This window comes from Shewanella sp. 5_MG-2023 (genome assembly GCF_030547465.1).
Lineage (GTDB): Bacteria > Pseudomonadota > Gammaproteobacteria > Enterobacterales > Shewanellaceae > Shewanella.
The window spans coordinates 143,803-161,265 of record NZ_JAUORC010000009.1; the positions used below are offsets into that span (position 1 = coordinate 143,803).

At 37.8% G+C, this 17,463-nt stretch carries 9 protein-coding genes, 1 tRNA gene and 3 pseudogenes; 1 reads left to right on the top strand and 12 read right to left on the bottom strand.

The features are described from left to right. The 7 genes and pseudogenes from Q4557_RS07245 to Q4557_RS07275 form a co-directional block, all read right to left on the bottom strand. A complete protein-coding gene (locus tag Q4557_RS07245; protein WP_303411744.1) occupies positions 1-2,256 on the bottom strand; it encodes a hypothetical protein in 2,256 nt (751 codons plus the stop codon). Next, positions 2,246-5,977 (bottom strand): DUF6079 family protein, encoded by a 3,732-nt coding sequence (locus Q4557_RS07250; RefSeq protein WP_303411746.1) that lies wholly within the window; start codon positions 5,975-5,977, stop codon positions 2,246-2,248. Before Q4557_RS07250 ends, Q4557_RS07245 begins: the two co-directional genes overlap by 11 nt. After that, positions 5,977-6,456: a hypothetical protein gene (locus Q4557_RS07255; protein ID WP_303411748.1), complete on the bottom strand. Its 480-nt coding sequence runs from the start codon at positions 6,454-6,456 to the stop codon at positions 5,977-5,979. The genes Q4557_RS07250 and Q4557_RS07255 overlap by 1 nt, the downstream gene beginning before the upstream one ends. Further along, a complete protein-coding gene (locus Q4557_RS07260; protein ID WP_303411750.1) occupies positions 6,457-7,341 on the bottom strand; it encodes a DUF4007 family protein in 885 nt (294 codons plus the stop codon). Between the two features lie 737 nt (positions 7,342-8,078). Continuing rightward, positions 8,079-8,644: pseudogene (locus Q4557_RS07265) on the bottom strand (integrase core domain-containing protein); the annotation flags it as partial. A 381-nt stretch (positions 8,645-9,025) separates the two neighbouring features. Further along, positions 9,026-9,244, bottom strand: a pseudogene (locus Q4557_RS07270) (transposase); the annotation flags it as partial. Then, positions 9,243-9,371 (bottom strand): annotated as a pseudogene (locus Q4557_RS07275) (transposase); the annotation flags it as partial. The pseudogenes Q4557_RS07270 and Q4557_RS07275, both read right to left, overlap by 2 nt. Positions 9,372-9,745: 374 nt before the next feature. Here Q4557_RS07275 and Q4557_RS07280 point away from each other — a divergent pair. Continuing rightward, positions 9,746-10,834: a cysteine desulfurase family protein gene (locus Q4557_RS07280; RefSeq protein WP_303411752.1), complete on the top strand. Its 1,089-nt coding sequence runs from the start codon at positions 9,746-9,748 to the stop codon at positions 10,832-10,834. 63 nt (positions 10,835-10,897) lie between these two features. On the opposite strand, the gene Q4557_RS07285 is transcribed toward Q4557_RS07280, so the two are convergent. The 5 genes from Q4557_RS07285 to Q4557_RS07305 all read right to left on the bottom strand — a co-directional run bounded on the left by Q4557_RS07285 (position 10,898) and on the right by Q4557_RS07305 (position 16,710). Then, positions 10,898-11,842 carry a phosphoadenosine phosphosulfate reductase family protein gene (locus Q4557_RS07285; RefSeq protein ID WP_303411754.1) on the bottom strand — a complete coding sequence of 315 codons (945 nt, stop codon included), beginning with the start codon at positions 11,840-11,842 and terminating at the stop codon, positions 10,898-10,900. Continuing rightward, positions 11,835-14,981: a hypothetical protein gene (locus Q4557_RS07290; RefSeq protein ID WP_303411756.1), complete on the bottom strand. Its 3,147-nt coding sequence runs from the start codon at positions 14,979-14,981 to the stop codon at positions 11,835-11,837. The genes Q4557_RS07285 and Q4557_RS07290 overlap by 8 nt, the downstream gene beginning before the upstream one ends. 75 nt (positions 14,982-15,056) lie before the next feature. Further along, complete coding sequence (locus Q4557_RS07295) at positions 15,057-15,953, bottom strand: DUF4007 family protein (RefSeq protein ID WP_303411759.1); 897 nt, start codon at positions 15,951-15,953, stop codon at positions 15,057-15,059. Positions 15,954-16,206: 253 nt separating this feature from the next. Continuing rightward, positions 16,207-16,428, bottom strand: coding sequence for an AlpA family transcriptional regulator (locus Q4557_RS07300; RefSeq protein WP_303411761.1), 222 nt, complete (start codon positions 16,426-16,428; stop codon positions 16,207-16,209). Between the two features lie 205 nt (positions 16,429-16,633). Beyond that, positions 16,634-16,710 (bottom strand) — tRNA-Trp (locus Q4557_RS07305). Positions 16,711-17,463 lie beyond the last annotated feature (753 nt).

Sequence of the window (17,463 nt, forward strand, 5' to 3'; positions counted from 1 at the left end):
TTAAAAACCCAACATATCTTCAAAGGCACCAGTGTCATCATCTCTCTTAACTAGTGCTTTCGGGAAATCAACTTCCAGAGAAACTGTAGTTAATTGTTTCCCCTTAAAGTCCACATTTAAATCTAATGCTACAAGCCCTTCATGATAAATCAAAGAGCTTAGAGACAAGTGCAGCTGTCCATTGAGCGCGTCCCAGTTACCAATAACGGTAAAAGGAGAGCTAACCCTAAAAGAAATCAAATCCTCATCGACATTCAGTATTGCATTTAGTGTTATGTTCCATCTTCTCTCTCCGATACTATGACAGCTAACTTTTGTATCTGTTTGGAAGAACGGCACTTCCTTTGGATCATTAGAGGTAAATTCAATCCAAGGAATTAGTACCTCTTCAGGGGTGAGTCCACCGTGTGAAAATGCAACCTCATGAAAACTGTCTCTATTTTTTGGAATAATACATGTGCCTAAATTACGATAGCCAGTATCAAACTTATAAAGCCCTTCCGGTACTTCAAAATTGTTTGCGTTTAAGATTATTCGTTCTTTAACAGTGTCAGCATCAAATTTGATTCGATTAGATGACTTAGTTACACCGTGATCGGCCGTAACTATAAACTTAATCTTCTTAGACCAGCGCTCTGCTGCTGCAAAAGCTTCTTGCGCATGCTTAGCAATGCTGTTAACCACAAACTCTACGACATGCCCGTATGCGCTAAATTCTTCGTATTGCTTTCTCTCATGCAGACTATCATCAATCCTATTCTCTAGGTATAAATATAGATCTGTATTTTCATTTAGTCTTGCTGCTTTTCGGTGCTCCCAGCTCTTGTGAACGGCCAAACTATCTTCGGTCAACCCCTGCGCTGAAAATACTTCAAGCATAGCCTTCTCATTGCTATGTGAGAGGCTGTACGGTTTTTTTCCCGTCAATATTGCCGTTTTACCTACTTCTGTCAGTGTAGGAGTTGGGGCAAAACAAAGCCTGCTATTTTTATGACATTTGGGCAATTTAGCTGCTATCAAAGTTGTAACTTCGTCAAGGTGTATTCCGCTAAGTGCATCGACCATATACACAACAACAACCTCTTGGTCTTTTAGCGATTGCTGTATAGAAGCAGATACACCAGTCCAATCATACTTAGACCGAGATACTCTAACTCTATTTTGCAAATACCAATCAGAAAACTGCGTTTCTAAACCTTCTTGGACACTAGTTCCGTCCACCCAACTTTGTCTCAAAACTTGAAAGTAATTCCCTGCCCAATCCAGCGTTGACCCTATATCTGCATCTACTGATAAGTTATCTACGGAATGATTTAGTAATAGTTTATTCAGATCTTCATGGTATTTCTCTGGAATTATGTCCATGTTTGTGGTAACAAAATTCTCCATTAAAACAGAGTAGTTACACAAAATCGTACTAACTAAGCCGTCGAAAAAAGCCTCCACAGGCATAACAGGAAATCTGTCTAATACACTACTGTCATTCGTATTTTTTGCTAAATTGTAAGCTTGCTCAAATAGCTTATTAAGTGGTGCATTAAGTGCAGGGAAAGCTTTCGAATTAATAACAAAAAGCACATTATTCAACACATCAGAAGCCACAGGCAATGGCGGAAGCGCAACTGACATACTCTCGCTGTCAGCGAACCTTCTGAGTTTCTCTATTTGAGAAGCGTGGGCAAGGTTCTCTATATATTTGATACCATCAGCCTGCTGGTGTACATTTTCAATCAAAGCTCGGAAATCATCTTGTTTGATTTCCGAATCTAGAGACTTATAGACAAAGTTAAAACAAGTACACTCACTCAAAGACTCTGAATAAAGCTTAAATTTTTCATGATACAGCGTCATAAACGTGGATAAGTTCAACGACTTCCTATCGAATCCTAGTATCAGACAGTAAACATCATCAATACTTAGTCCTTCATTACTTTCTATAAAGTCTAATGCGTCAGATTGAAGTATTACGCAGTCCGTAACCCAATCAGGCAGTGTAGATTTTATTGCCTCAGTGATTCGCGCTCTTGGTGAAGGAGCAAACGTAACTTTCACACCCTTGATTCCGAGGTAGTCGGAGAATCGCTTTAACATGCTCTCATGGATGAGCCTAATCCGTAGATTTCGTATGCTTCCAGAGCTTAGGTTTTCATTAATCCTTACCCGTACCTCGCGTAACGATATTAGGTCTTGCTTAAGTTCAAGGTCATAGCTAGCACTAGCGATATTATAAGGGTCGATAAAAAACTCAATTGCCATAACCCTGCTTTCCTTTATCACGTAGTTGCCCAACAAAAAATTCTATTTCATCGAGCGTCTGGGGTTTTAATCCGTGCCCCTCTATCAAAGGCCAAATCATTTCAACCATAGCGCTCAACTCACTCTTCCTATCAACATTGATGTCTGGCTCTTGCTCTACCTCTTGCTCTATCTCTTGCTTTTGCTCTACCTCTTGCTCTGGCTCTGGCCTAGAGGGAACGAAGTTGCTAGCCGTTTCGAACAAAGTCTCAAGTCCTGCAAGCGTTCGTTGCAAATCTGTTTCTGTATATTTATCGAACGAAATTGATAGTTCTTTCTCTATTAGCACTTTTAGTGATTTGGCATCAACAGTAGTTATATTTGAATAAGCCACTACTAATCTAGACAATGTAGTACCTGTAGAGCTAATAAGTTGCCATTTATAATTCTCTGATTTTAGGCTGTTAAATGGATCCAACTTATCTCTAATTTGATACAGAATGGCGTCATTCGCTCTTTCAAATAACTCCTTGAAGCTGGCAAGCTTGTTAAAAATCTCACTGCCATCATCACTAGTTTGTATTTCAATTACCTTAATAAATTCTACAATTGTTTCATGAGTTGAGACGCCAACTCTTTTCAAATTCTGAATAAATTTCTTTATGGATGCGCTAACATCATCGCTCGAAAGCACTGAATCAGGTACATCTTTTAACTTTAAGACGAAAGCTTTTGCAATTTTTTCATAACTTTCTATGGTCAATAAACCGCGACTATTTTTGCTATAAGAAATATCGTAAATCTTAGCAGCTTCTCTTAATAACATTTTCTGACGAGCGTTAAAATCTGCGTAACGCAATGTGTTACTTTGTTTATAACATTCTTCAACCAGTTTTTTCGCAAAGTCTTTTGTGGCCATAGTCGGGCATCCCGACCACTTTAATGAAGTTAAAACGTCTCGTATTGCAAAGGCCATAAAGATCGGAAGCACTGTCCTAGGCACACCATGAGGAGCACGGTTGTATTTGGTAGCAATATCATAAACTTTGATCCCGTCTTGCTTTTTTGCGGTCAAAGCCTTTTGTAATTCAGAAACAAGTTCACCGGTTCCATCTTTTAGTTCTTCTGGCCTTGCCAGTCGGAAACCGTCAACTGTTGGTTTTATCAAGCTATTAAGACTAACGACACCATTCATAATCGCGCCAGCTTCACTCGTACACAACCCTTGAGAATTCTCTTTATGACCAAGATATTTTGTTTGATAAGAATTGTTGCTATCGAATGATAAAACTCGCTCTACAATGTCCGATAACATTTCTTTTTTGTAGGGTTTTAGAGTACTAAGGATGTTGACGTTTGCCGCTCGTACCGAAACAGGGTGTGTGTATTTTGATGCTAGTCCTTTAACAATTATACGATTCAGTGCCATCCAGCTTTTTATTTCGACCTTACCAGTCGAGCCAGCCTTCAGTACTTTTGTAACTCCTTTTTGCAATCCTTGAGCACCAAATGCATCAAGTATAAGATCTTTCGCTATACTTCTAAAAAACTCCGACTTAATCTCAACTTGAATACGAGCAGATCCGCTAACACTTTCACCAGACAAGATTTCTGTACAAGCCCAGTAACTACTTAATACGTTAGGTAGCTGGTAGCTTTGCTCGCCAATACGTTTACTCGCTGAGTTCAAGCTTTGATTAGGTAACCAAAAATAAAGTTCATCAGAGTTTTCCTCTGCTATATTTGATTCAATTTCAAGATTTGCATGTCCTGAATCTGCAAAAACTAGCTTAATAGTTGCGCTTGCGTTTAAGTTTGGTTTAAAAAAGTTTTTCTCGTCAGGTATAGCCATCAAAACATTGTAAGAATGAATAATTCCATCTTGATTGGGTGCTAACTCAAACTCTCCAAGAGTTGGTAAAAAGGTTTCACGTAAATCAGGTTGATAAATTAAAATATCGTGTACAGAGCGCGCTCTATGAGGAAACTCATTTACTTTATCTCGAATCAATTGGTCTATATTTAATGATGAGTCCCCCGCAAGCTGCCAGAATTTATTGACATCGTTTTGCCAAACAACACCCAACAGTCTTAAACTTTCGAGATGGCCATGCAATGTCATGCTAGAGGTCGAGTCATACAAAGCGCAACTTAAAAACTCTTCCGTTGGCTTTAATGCCTCCCCCAAAACACTAGAAAGAAAAAGCAGTGATAGAATTTGAGTCTGTTGCTTAATTTCATCACTGCTACCGACAAGTGAATTAACAGATTTTGAATAGTTTTGAAAAGCTAATTTATATTCGTTCTTTGATGACAACTCATCACTAAAGTAATCAACAATTGCATCAATACGAACAAGCTCACTAGTCCAAATGCTCGAACCAACTTCTCGATAAAAGATTTCATCTTTGTGCAGCTTTAAAAACGAGAGTGCTGTGCGACTCGCTTGGCTCAATTTTGATAAATTAAACAGAGTTAATGCTGTAGTCGGATGCAGTGGGTAGACTTCATCAACGAGAGTTTCAAGACTTTGAGATAATTTTGCAAATGAATCAAGGCTTCGGCAAGCGGTAATCAAATGCTGTTTGTTTTCTTGGCTTTGTTCACGTAAGACCTTACCTTCCTCTGTCCACTCCCTTTGCATTCCTATTAAATGATAGCCTTCTTTTTCTCCGGCACTTAAACGAATACCAAATGGGTGGTTGCCATTAAAGCGCCCAGCTATTTTTTCAAAAGCAGCACCTTTGGGGGATTTCTCATCAAATCCTAAACGCTGCGAATACTCTTGTAATGTGACATGAGTTACTCCAACAAAAATCGTATGCCCCACCTTTGGAGAACACGTGGATTCTACGAAACGCTGCAACTGTACAACTTCATCAAGTAGATTTCTGTCAGGGTTGTATTCAAAGTCTTCTAGGCAAGAACCAAACTCATCCCAAACAACCAAAATTCCAGCATAACCATGATGTTTAGCTAACTGCTCTCCCGCATGAAGATACACCTCTATAAGGTCAGCACCACCATGTTTAAGTGGATCAAAAAGTTGCCCCATAGTTACTGCTTTATGCCACTTTTGGAAAGACTCCAAGCTATCTGGGTCGCAATCCTCTAATGCCCTCTTTAGCTCGTCTAGATTGAAATAACTACTATCCTTAATTCCAAGAGTGTAAAAATCTTTTTCTTCATAAGTTAAAAAAGACTCAATTTCATTAATTCGTTTCAGACAAACTTCATGTTGAGTGGTCGGTAACACTTTTGTAGAGTCAATTTCTGAATATTTTTCTAACTCACTAACTAGAGCACCGATTAGCTGTTCAGCGATAGAGGGGGCTTCTACAGCATATAAATTCAATACAAAATACGGGTGTGCATCTGTGTCTGTTCGACCTAAAAAAGTACTAGTGAGCTTATCAGCAAGGGGACCGAATTTAGTAGACGAGTTTTCTAGTCGAGAAATAAAAGAAGCAAATCCAGGGTCAGTCGCTCCATCTCTTAGCAAACGAGAAAGAACAACCGCTAAATGACTTTTACCTGAACCATATGAACCATAGATATTTATAGCACGTTGATCCGCAGATGCCTGAGGGAGAACCGCTTCCGAAATATGGTTAAAGACTTTAGCGGCACTATCTGTCATTGCATAGCCAGACAGTAAAGAGTCATCTTGCAATGACTGCCCAACTTGAATCGCAGAGCTTGTTTTCTGATCTGTTAGCTTAACTACATTTTCAACTATCATTAGATTGCCCCATATTTAGCTTCAACTCGCTGTGGCACTAAAATATCCACGTCTTTGTCAACGGTTTTAATTAATTTAAAATATTGAGTATTGATGGATGTAAACTCATCACCGGCCTTACAAAGTAAAATCATGTGCGGGACATCACCAGAGAGCATTGACAAGGCTGACATAAACATTCTTTTAGAACGAACCCCCCACATTAATTGCCACTCTTCGGGCATATAAAATATGATTCCAGACTCTTCAGATGCTTTGATCTTTTGTAAAAGATCGTTTGCGTTTAAATTGAAATTTTCATTTGTCGAATCAAACCCATCCCAAACAGCATAATTATCAAATTGTTCTTTAATAGCATCAAGTAACTTCAAACCGACGTCTGCTTTTTTTGTAGTTACAATCGAAGTCCTGTAACGGTTGTTCGCTTTACAGAATTGCGTAGATAGAAATTTTTGTATAGTGGCTATCTCAATACTCATTTACATCCACCCATCGACGTTTTCTTCGAGCATATGCTTAAGCATGGTTTTGGGTATGCAGCTAGCTTTAATTTCAAGTGAATTGAGGTTCAGCGCAGGATCATAATTTATATACTCCCCCCACGTTATATGGCTACTTAGCATTTTCGTTTTATCTGACAACCACGCTTTAGAGCAACCTAAGAAATAGTGGAGGCCTACTTCATCGACTTTTTGAAAATCAATCGTTACACTTGTTGGGAAGAATTTAAATTTGAATAATGATAGAGCGAACAAAAACGTTGCGTCCGAAGGTTTTGTGAGCGTTCGAGTAATGTTTTGAATTGTACCAACTCCACCCTTTTGAATTTCCATGTCAAAAAGACCCAATTGAGAAAGAGGTAAATTTGGATCAAATTTAAAGCTGCCAATTACTCCACTATAAGGCTTTGACATAACGACTGCCTCTATTTGTTTTGCATTGCGTTCCAACTCATTAGCTTTCACTAACTCGAATACTCTACTCTCGTGCTCGGCTCGTGAAAGTGTTTTATTAGAGGTCGGTTCTAATATCTTAAAGCATTCCGGATAAGGTGATGTTTCCTCTGACATACAAAGTAGCAAATGAACCGCCCACCAAGTATTAGCCTTTGTAAACTCTGGGTCATGATCCAAAATCTCGAGTGCATACTGTGTTAAACTACCATGCTTACCCTGACCTAAGAGTGAAGCACTTTGCATCCATGCCTTGACTGCTGGAACGTAATTAGCCCCACGACAGAGATCTAACATTGCGTTTTCAAGGTTTTTTTTCTCAAAAAAATCAGGATTAGACCTGAGCATTTTGGTTGCAATTACAATATCTGAAGTTTTCAAACTAAATGTAGCATTGCTTATTAAAGCCATTTGTTACCTCTGCCAACTAATTTATTTTATAACTCGCCACACACGCAACGCCGCCTTTCTGCTTAACATAGATTTCATCCATAAATCTCGGTAAACAAAACCTACATTTACTTGTATAACTGTATTTCTCTTTAAAGAGGGCTCTTATTTATTATCATGCTCAGCTTTATATTTGAACAACCCGTTAGGATCTTCGAGCCTAGACAAAGGTGTATCTTTCCAACGCCAGTAAAATGTGTTTAAGAGACTTCATCAGAATTATTTTCACCTCTTCCTTTGACACCTTCAAAAATTTTTTTCTATTTTATTGAGATCCTCTTGGCGGTATTATCCTCTAACGATTTATCGCCATTCCTAGCAAAAGCCTCTAACGTTAATTAAGTCTTCATAATCTTAGATGTGTAGAGCCGAAGGTAGATTTTCGAGTAAGGATTTATTCTGCACATCCGCCTTGAGAGCAACTAATCTAAATGTTCTTGAGCTGCAGTACAATGAGGACCTGCATAGATGTTTCAGTTTTTCATCACAAGATCATCATTCAGCTAATCTATCAAATAGTCTCCAAAAACCTAATTTTGAACTCGATCGCATAAGGCATAAAATAAACACACCTAAATCTTAATGTAGGACACAACTTGCCCGATTCCATTCAGCGAAGGAACAATCAACAAAACACGATAATGTTCTGCTTTGAGTCAATGACGACCAAGTCTAAATGTAACCATCCCTTATATAGGTCATATTTTAAGAGAATTTTCCTCATTTAATCGCTCATACAGCTTGGGCGGAAGATCATTCAGTGATTCATGTGGCCGATCATAATTATATTCTTCAATCCAACTATCTGTGATTTCCCTAACTTCAGTCATGCTATTGAAGAAATAACAGTCTAATACTTCATTTCGATAAGTCCGGTTAAAACGTTCAATAAACGCATTTTGAGTTGGCTTACCAGGCTTAATAAAGTCTAACTTGATACCGTGTTGTTCAGCGCATATCTCAAGTGCATGTGAGATAAACTCAGGTCCATTATCTTGTCTTAAACGCTTCGGGTAACCGCGATAGGCTGCGATTCTATCCAGTACACGTATAACCCGTTGCGCAGGCAAGCTTGAGTCCACTTCTATAGCTAAAACTTCACGATGGTAGTCATCACTCACATTAAAAGTTCTGAACGACTTTCCTGAAAACAAGTTATCGCTCATAAAATCCATTGACCAGCATTCATTTGCCTTTACAGGAACGGCTCTGGCTCACGTGAAGGTAAGCGGTTTTTGCCGTTACGTCGATTTTATAATTTTAAAGATAAGCTAGTAATACAGTAACTTACCGGAAGTAAATTTCAATTAATGTCTAAAGAAGACCCGAGGTAAAGATAAAAATTAAAATTAAAATTAAAATTAATTGTAATTATTTTACAGCCATAAAAGAGTGACTTATGATTAGCTTTGTTACATTAATTCTAATAAAAAATGACATCTTGCAAGACGGAACTACAGCCATTACAAAGTGATACACTTGACAACACTATGTTAACTTAATCTTTTAATTCAGTAATTTAATTAAAATTTACTCTACCATGTGATTTAAATTAAAATCAATTACTATGAAATGAAATTCATAAAAAACACTGTACAAATAGAAGGGCTATCCATTTAGCACAACCAACAACTATATATTGTGGTTATCGATTTTTAATTGATTTGTACGTTATTGGCTTAGAACGCACTGCTTGTTCAAGCAATCTGTAGAATAATAATCCTCGAGAGTCTGACTTTCTTCTGTTGAAGCGAAATGTAAATTCATCTAAATAATAATCAAGTTGTTTAGCCTTTACTGCGCCTTGATATGTACCTAAAAGCCATCTTTTACATAATGATGAGACTCAATGTACCCCTGCCATCCATGGTTGATTTGCCCACATTCATAGCTTGAGCAGCTTCAACAATTGAGTAATTCTGATCTAGCACGAGTTGTGCAGACTCAAGTTTGAACTCTGCACTAAAAAGTCTTCTTGTACGTTTTTTCATAGTGTCACCTGTTAACTTATGAGGTGATGATATCACCTCTAACTAGGTGGCCAAATTAACTATGCCACTACATACCAGTGCTACAACTCATTAAGCTGCTGAATGTCATGGAAAATGTGAGTAAAATAACACTACGTAAACTAATACATAAATTCCACTACGTTTATGCTTTAGTAGTCCCCTAGTTTTGTATCCTTGTAAAAGAAGTTTGTAAAGAGAGCCCAAGAAGCTATCACCTACTTCTTAGTGCTAAAGTAAAACTCCTTAAGCATTGCAATATGCATAAAACAAGAGTTACTCTCTACAACACCAAATTAAAGAATAGCGTTATTAGATAGACATTAACGTTACTGCCAATATTTCACGGTGATTCAATGCTTTACCTTGATTATCTAGCTTCAACTCCCGTTTTACCCAATGTACTTGTTGAAATGGATCAAGCTTTTAAAAGCTGCTATGCAAACCCATCATCAACTCATAGTCTTGGTCTAACTGCTAATGAAGCGGTACAAGCAGCAAAAGAATATATTGCTGATAAAATAGGCGCATACCCGAGTGAAATTATCTTTACTAGTGGCGCAACTGAAGCTAATAACCTGTCCATAAAAGGCCTAGCTTTCGCTAACCAAAGTAAAGGTAGACATATCATAACCTCTGCTATCGAGCATAAATGTGTACTCAACATTTGTCAGTTTCTAGAAACTAAAGGCTTTACAGTTACATACTTACAGCCTACTAACCAAGGTATCATAACCGCAGAAGCTGTTAAAAATGCAATAACAAACGACACTATTCTAGTGTCCATTATGCATGTTAATAATGAGTTAGGCTCAATAAGTCCAGTTCAAGAAATCGGTGAAGTATGTTACGAACATGACATACTCTTCCACAGCGATGCGGCACAATCATTTTGTAAGTTAGACATCGACGTTATAGATATGAACCTTGCAGCAATGTCAGTTTCAGCACACAAATTTGGTGGTCCTAAAGGGATAGGCTTTGCTTACATACGAGATGCAAGAACCTGTGAAATTGAACCTGTTATTCATGGCGCTGGTCAACAATTAGATATACGAGGCGGTACACTACCCTCACCTCTAATCACTGGCTTACATAAAGCAACCGAATACTTCAAATTTAATCACGATGAACTATTAACAATTCGGAAAGATTTTTTAGCTTTACTGGAATCGAAAGGAATACAGTTCAAATTAAACTGCGAAAACAGCCTAGTAAACGTCATTAACATTCAGTTTCTAGATGAAAGAGTAAGTAACATTTTAAGTGACTCACTAGATATCTGTGTATCAAAAGGTTCTGCTTGCTCATCTAGAGAAATAAAACCTTCGTATGTTTTAACAGCTATTGGTTTAAGTATTGAGGAAGCAAGAAGAAGCTTTAGATTGTCTTTCTATGATGAATCACTAAAGATATTGGTACGCATAATCAGTAACGATTGTTAAATAAAAGATAGGGCAGGTTGAAAAACCTACTCTATCTCGCGTGTATTTTATTAAATCGACCTTTTACTTATAACAAGTCACGCAGGCGCCGCCACCTTCTTGCTCGTCATACATTTCATCCATGAAATCCCTATCAACATCTATTGATATGACTTTAAGTGGATTAATACGTTTTCGCTTCAAAAAGCGTGTACGCTTCTTTTCATGTTCTGATTTGATTCGCGCTACTCGATCAGGGTCTTCTAAGCTAGATAAAGGGGTATCTTTTCCTAACCAATAAAACGTACCGTTGCCTTTATCATTTTCAGCGGCTTTTTCATATCGTTTAGCTTCTTTAAATGCCTCAGGGTGTAACTCACTAAGCCTTACCCATTCGATCTTTCTTTGGTAAAAACAGAATGTACAACCGCTTCGAGAACGCCAGTCGTAGTAACCAGGAAGCCCTTTCGCTTGCGACGATTTAGGGTTGTTCTTTGCTTCTTCCGTATCAGAAAACAAATCTGCATTTTGTAGAATATCTTTAACACCTAGTAGATCAATGTCATCCTCTCTAAAAGGCATTCTTACAGTAATATTCTTATTTGCAGTAACTTGATACCCTTCGCGATATGGCTCATCAGAACGAATACCGACATAAGTTACCACTTCATAACCATCATCAAGATATTGTTGGATCCACTTTTCAAATGGTACTAACTTCATTTGAATCGTGCACCAGCGAGCCTGAGGAGATGGTAAGTAATTATTATGCTGTTTTAACCAATAATCGAAATCTTTTCTCTCACGATTTGAAGTGCAGATTTCCTCATATGGATCAATAATTTTCTTACCGACATAACCTTCTAATCTATTCACGAAATCAATAACTTCCGGCAGTTCTTTGCCCGTGTCAGTAAAATAATAGATTAAATCGACTTCAGGGTGTTTATCACGCATGTATAGCGCCAAAGCGGCGCTATCCTTACCACCAGACAAACCAAGTACATGGACTTGTTTATCATTACTCATTAACTACCCCTAAAATTTTGTCTAACTGTTTGCGTAATACAACTGTTTGTTCAGCTATTGACATACCACTAAGTATCTCATCAATCTTATTTTGCTGTTGAGTGTGATCTTTATTCTCTAGTTCCGGAGAAGACTTAACGCCTTTGTCTGCAAAGTATGCTGCTTGGTTAAAGCGCTCTACATATTTAGCCAGTTCAACTTTTGCTTTCTCAATAGCTAGGTCATTCCAGTTACGTTCTGCTTTACCTGATAAGAAAGAAATTAAACTGGACACCCAATCAAACTCACGTGCTTTATTCCATTCACCAACTCTTCGCGCAAAAGTAACTAACGAAGAATCTGCACTGTAGTCTTCAACGAGTTTTGCTACTCGAACTAACTCATCGTCTAAACCGTTAAATGAATCACTAACCAATGAAATAAACCAATTCAGCAATTCATTATGACGAAGAGTTAACTCTGAAATAGTCGTTTTAATTTGCTCAATTAATGCTTCGTCAGTATCTGTTTCAAATAGCTTTGGTAAGTCTTCTAGCAAAAACTTATTAGGGTCATTTGCGGCAAGTGCCACTCTTCTGAACTCTTTAGTTTTTGAAGACATTGTCTGTGTGCTTTTTACAAAAGGCGATAACATTGCAACAAAACCAACAAAGCCTTGAGCTACTGCTAGGGTTCCATTTTCATGGCTTTGAGCTGACAGAACTCTATGTAATGAGTTGATATGCGATGCTTTTACGCCATCGACTTCATAGTAACGAACGCCGACTTGTTCAGGTGCTCTTGATACTTTATTTACAAACTCGTCATCCGGCTCTGTGATAAACGCAAATTTATTGGTTACGTCTTTATCATAAAAGGCAAGTGTATCGATTTGCGACAATAACAGTGCCAAAGTCCATATAGGGACTACACCTAAAGAAATTCCGTAAGGTTCACTATTCCAAAGCTCGTAAATCTCTTTTACTGTTACGATTCTTTGTTTGTTAGCTTTGATTAACTCTAACGCTGCAGCCCAAGCATGGTAAAGATTTTCATCTCTTGATTTTAATGGCGCTGAGAACTCACATTCACCAGACTCAGCTGTCCACAAGTGTATTCCAGAATTTTTCAATACTGACTTATACATTGCCATCTCAGGCGGATAACCGACGATGCCTAGGTTTTCTTCAAAGTGCTCATTAACCATCAAAGACAGGAGTTTATTTCTTGCGGCAATCGCAGTACCTGATGGTTTCGCACGGTTAATTAATTCATTAATTAACTTTGGTGACTTATTGAACACTTGATCCGCTAATTCGCTAGCAACACTTGAAAAGTTCTTTACATTTAGCCTTTGCCCTTTGAAATACCAATTTGCTTGTTCAAAAAACTTCTGGTGTAAAGTATTAAACTCTACCCTCAGTAGCGAGAGTTTCGCGTCTAATTCTCGTTTCGCAATATTGTCATGCTGTAGCGTTGAATTAGTCCTAGCTATATGTTCTAAACCTAAAAGGTCTAAAATAATACTTTTTATCTGCTCTTGAATGCTCGTAGATCTACCAAAAACGACATTGTGATTGTCAGCAGACAACTTCGCAGCATCATCATCTAGCAGCAGAATAAAGGCCGAAAACTGCGATGAATTTAGATTTTTCTTTGAAAACGATGCATGATCATATTCTCCCACACACACTGTTTTCAACATCCAACGAAAAACACCTTTTTTATGGTAATGCCCTTTCGCTACAACTTGGTCTGCTTCATCAGAAAGGCGCGTTTTCCATTCTTCAGAGTTTTCATTTTGAGTTCTAAACTTTTCCAGCTCTTCTTCGAGGTCAATATCACTACCTTCAAACACCGCATATGAATTTAGGTGCTTTCTGAAGATAATGATTTTTTCCCTAATCAACTCATCTAAGTAATCTTTGATTTTGATTGTAGATAAAGACTCATCCATCGCAGACACAATCACTTCTGTTGAAGCGAAGATATTTGAACGACGGCCAAATAAGTTAAGTAATGATATTATTTTTACGATTTCTACTGAATCCGCATTATTACGACTCTCAGCTCGCTCTACTGCATCTTTAGCAGCTGCCCATGCTCGCGAATCAGGTGAAGCAGCAATAAGGTGTTCTAGGTTAGTGTTCAGAAAATCATAAAGATTTGATAAGCGGTAGTTGGTATCTAATGTACTTGACCCCTTGATAAAATCTTGGAAACCATTAGCCTCTGCAGAACTCAAAAAGCTGAATGTGCTTCTCTCATTCTGACTAAAACGTCTCTTAGAGATAGGACCCAATAGCAAAGCTGAAAGTGGATGCAGCGGTAAACACTTAGCTAATTTGATTGAAATTTCATCTTTTTGGGCAATTGAACTTGAACTTAAAGCACGCAGAACTTTTTCTACAACACCAACTTTTGGCTCATATCCATCTTTATGGACAATGCTACTTCCAAGTAGTGTAATGGTTTCGTCTTCTGAAACATTAAACAGCAAATCGGTATATCGACCTTGAACTTTTGCCCAACTATCACGTGAAGATTGGTTAGAACCTCTTGCATATTCAGCAAACGCTTGATGTAAGAACCCAACAAAAAGGCATTGGTAATCTAAACGTTCTACATTTTCTGCAAGTTCTTGGAAAAACTGTAAATCTGCATTTTGTGAATTTAAATAATCTAAAGATTTACCCATTTCATCATACAAAATGATAATGCCGTCGAATTGTTTTTCAACTTCGACTTTTAGACTCTTTAACTGACGAATAAAATCTTTAGTGTCAAGTACACTTGCTGCAACAGCGATACCGTGAGCACTACATTCTTTTGATATAGCGCCCCATAAAGACGTTAAAGGATCAGAAAAGTCACTAACAAATTTAACAGTTAGCCATCCCTTTTTAACCTTGATGTTTTTATAGAGCTCTTTTGCATAAGTATCACCAACAATCGTCTTAGCTACCTTTCTTAACGAACTTTTATCACTTAGCAGACCTGCAAGTAGCAGTGCAATTGTAGATTTACCTGAACCGTAAGGCCCAGTAACTGTAAACACTCTTCTTTTCGCTTGAGCATAATTCTCGCTAATTACTCGTAATGAATGAGCCGCAGTACCGTGAAAAACAAAACCGTTGAAAAACTGACCTTTAGAGTCCAAATCGGTGTCTATTCGCGTAGCACGAGAATATCTGATGTTAACGTCTATATGTTCTTTTAGATTTGACACTGCAGCCTACTTATACATTTTTTTTAAAAAATCTAGATTCGAGTCTTTTGAAAGCACACTTTCATCTGTAATTTGTATTTGACGCAACCCCTGCGTATCGGTCCAGCCGATTGCTCCATTAGTCAGCCTTGTAACTGCGTCAAGTCTGCGTTCGACTTCTGACTGTGACATTCTGAAGATTCTCGCTGGACTTCCAGGTGCCATTAAGAACGAATCAAATGCAAGCGTTCGAGCCAATTTGTTTCTTTCTTTTAGATAACAAAAATACTCTAATACACAAAATGTAAATACTTCATTAGACAAAGTGGCGCGCTCTTCTAATTCACAAGAATATGAAGATTTATCAACTTGTTTAATTAAACCTAATTCAGAAAGTGGAGATGCGAAACTATCTTCAGTTTTCTTAGAAGAAGCACTGCTGGTGTACATCAAAAATAAAACGCCTAAGTCTTTCTTTAAGCTGCTATCTGATGGCGCTTTTAATACTTGTGTTTTCTTAGTATCTGCAATGAAGTTTTGTTTTGAGAACAAGTGTTGTAAGAAATCAAAGAAAACACTTCTATCTACAGTTAAGCCGTTGTAGTAATTGAAGAAAACCTTAATCGATGTAAGTTCAAAATGATCGTGACAAAGTAGCCAATGAATAATCCAGAGTGACTCGATATTTTCTAAAAATGGATCATTACTATGCACAACACTGTACGGGCCAATATCTTGCTCAGCACCAGCTTGGCGCGCCCAATACTTAATCGCTTCGACCATATTTTTACCGACGCCCCATTCAACCATGAGTTCATCTACATTAGTTAGTTTAGATGTGTCAGTTTCGGCATACTTGTAAAGCCACCCATAACGCAACGGGAAGGTCTGATGACCTGAAAATTTTGCTGTAAAGTTCGTCAAATGAGCCTCAATAATACATATCGAAAGGTAAATTTACGATACCTATTTTCTTCTGAATATTTTTATAATTGTACAGTAAACTTTATCAATTTCTACTCAGTTTGCTATTACTGTAGAGAAAGTAAAATCAGGGGATAATCTACAGCTCAATGTTAAACATTACGTGGTCAAACATCCTCACTGATTTTAGAGCTTAGAGATAGCTAATCATCCAAAGCTTCAAGTGTAATGGCCATTTAAGCTTTGGAGCAAATCAGCTGGGGTCAGTCGAATAATCTGTATTAGACGAATAAAGATTATCTCTAATTTTAATCCGATTACTGATCCACTCGTGAACTTCGCTTTCAACCCAAGCAACAGATCTAGCACCTAATGAAACAGGTTTAGGAAAGGAACCATCTGCCATATATTTGTAGATGGTTGATCTCCCCATACCGGTGGAGTCGATAACACTATTTAGTCTAAGCAATTTCATTAAATATCCAAAACTCTACTTGAACAGTCAAACATAAAAATTAGCCGTACCAAGAAAGCTGTGGTCACCATTTGGTCACCGTTTGGTCACCGAATAGAAAATGCTTCATATAAGTGGTGTGGGTTTAAAAGTAGTTTTGTAGTGACTAAAACAATAAAAGCCAGAAAAGACAAAGGCCTAGCATTTCTGCTAGGCCTTCTAAATTTGGCAGGGGTAGCAAGACTCGAACTCGCAACCATCGGTTTTGGAGACCGCTGTTCTACCAATTGGAACTATACCCCTGTTGACGGAATGCATTATGCTAAAACCACTGCGAAAGGTAAAGCATTATTTATCACAAACGTACTGACTGTGGGTTTTTCAGCCAAATTAAGCAATTTATAATCTACTTTGCTATTTTGGCAATGCGAAGCTCACTTACATACGGTATTTACATGATGTCGGATCACATACTCTTCTTAAACAGTTACGTAACTGAGCTTAAGGAGACTTACAAATGACTTGCTTGAGTACAAGCAGCACAATTACCAATCGCAACGAATAGTCGCTTATAAACACTTACAAGTGGTATGAACTGCATTTAGAGCTATTGCCCTTCACCAGTTTAGAACTAAAGTCTTTAATAGGTCATAACGGCTTAGGTGAAACGGCTTTAGATATCGTTAAAACCTAACGCTTCGAGTTTGAGAAACAAGCTAAGAATTTACGATTTAGCATAAGTGAGAGGAAATATAACAATTTACAACAGTAGTAACATCAACAAAGTTGAACAATAAACACTCAAATTAATGATTTTAAAATACTTCATAGTTATTTAATTAATCTAAAAAGTAAAAATATCACCATTGCTGACATCTGGAATAAATGCTTAATATTAAAACTAAATATCATCATAGAATGATGATATTTATTCGACGCAACGAAAAAAGCCTCATCTTTCGATGAGGCTTTCGTCTTTATGTTGGCGGAGCGGACGGGACTCGAACCCGCGACCCCCGGCGTGACAGGCCGGTATTCTAACCAACTGAACTACCG

Coding starts and splice junctions, on each gene's coding strand:
- Q4557_RS07245 (WP_303411744.1), bottom strand. CDS start 2,256: ATGGCAATTGAGTTTTTTATCGACCCTTATAATATCGCTAGTGCTAGC.
- Q4557_RS07250 (WP_303411746.1), bottom strand. CDS start 5,977: ATGATAGTTGAAAATGTAGTTAAGCTAACAGATCAGAAAACAAGCTCT.
- Q4557_RS07255 (WP_303411748.1), bottom strand. CDS start 6,456: ATGAGTATTGAGATAGCCACTATACAAAAATTTCTATCTACGCAATTC.
- Q4557_RS07260 (WP_303411750.1), bottom strand. CDS start 7,341: ATGGCTTTAATAAGCAATGCTACATTTAGTTTGAAAACTTCAGATATT.
- Q4557_RS07280 (WP_303411752.1), top strand. CDS start 9,746: ATGCTTTACCTTGATTATCTAGCTTCAACTCCCGTTTTACCCAATGTA.
- Q4557_RS07285 (WP_303411754.1), bottom strand. CDS start 11,842: ATGAGTAATGATAAACAAGTCCATGTACTTGGTTTGTCTGGTGGTAAG.
- Q4557_RS07300 (WP_303411761.1), bottom strand. CDS start 16,428: ATGAAATTGCTTAGACTAAATAGTGTTATCGACTCCACCGGTATGGGG.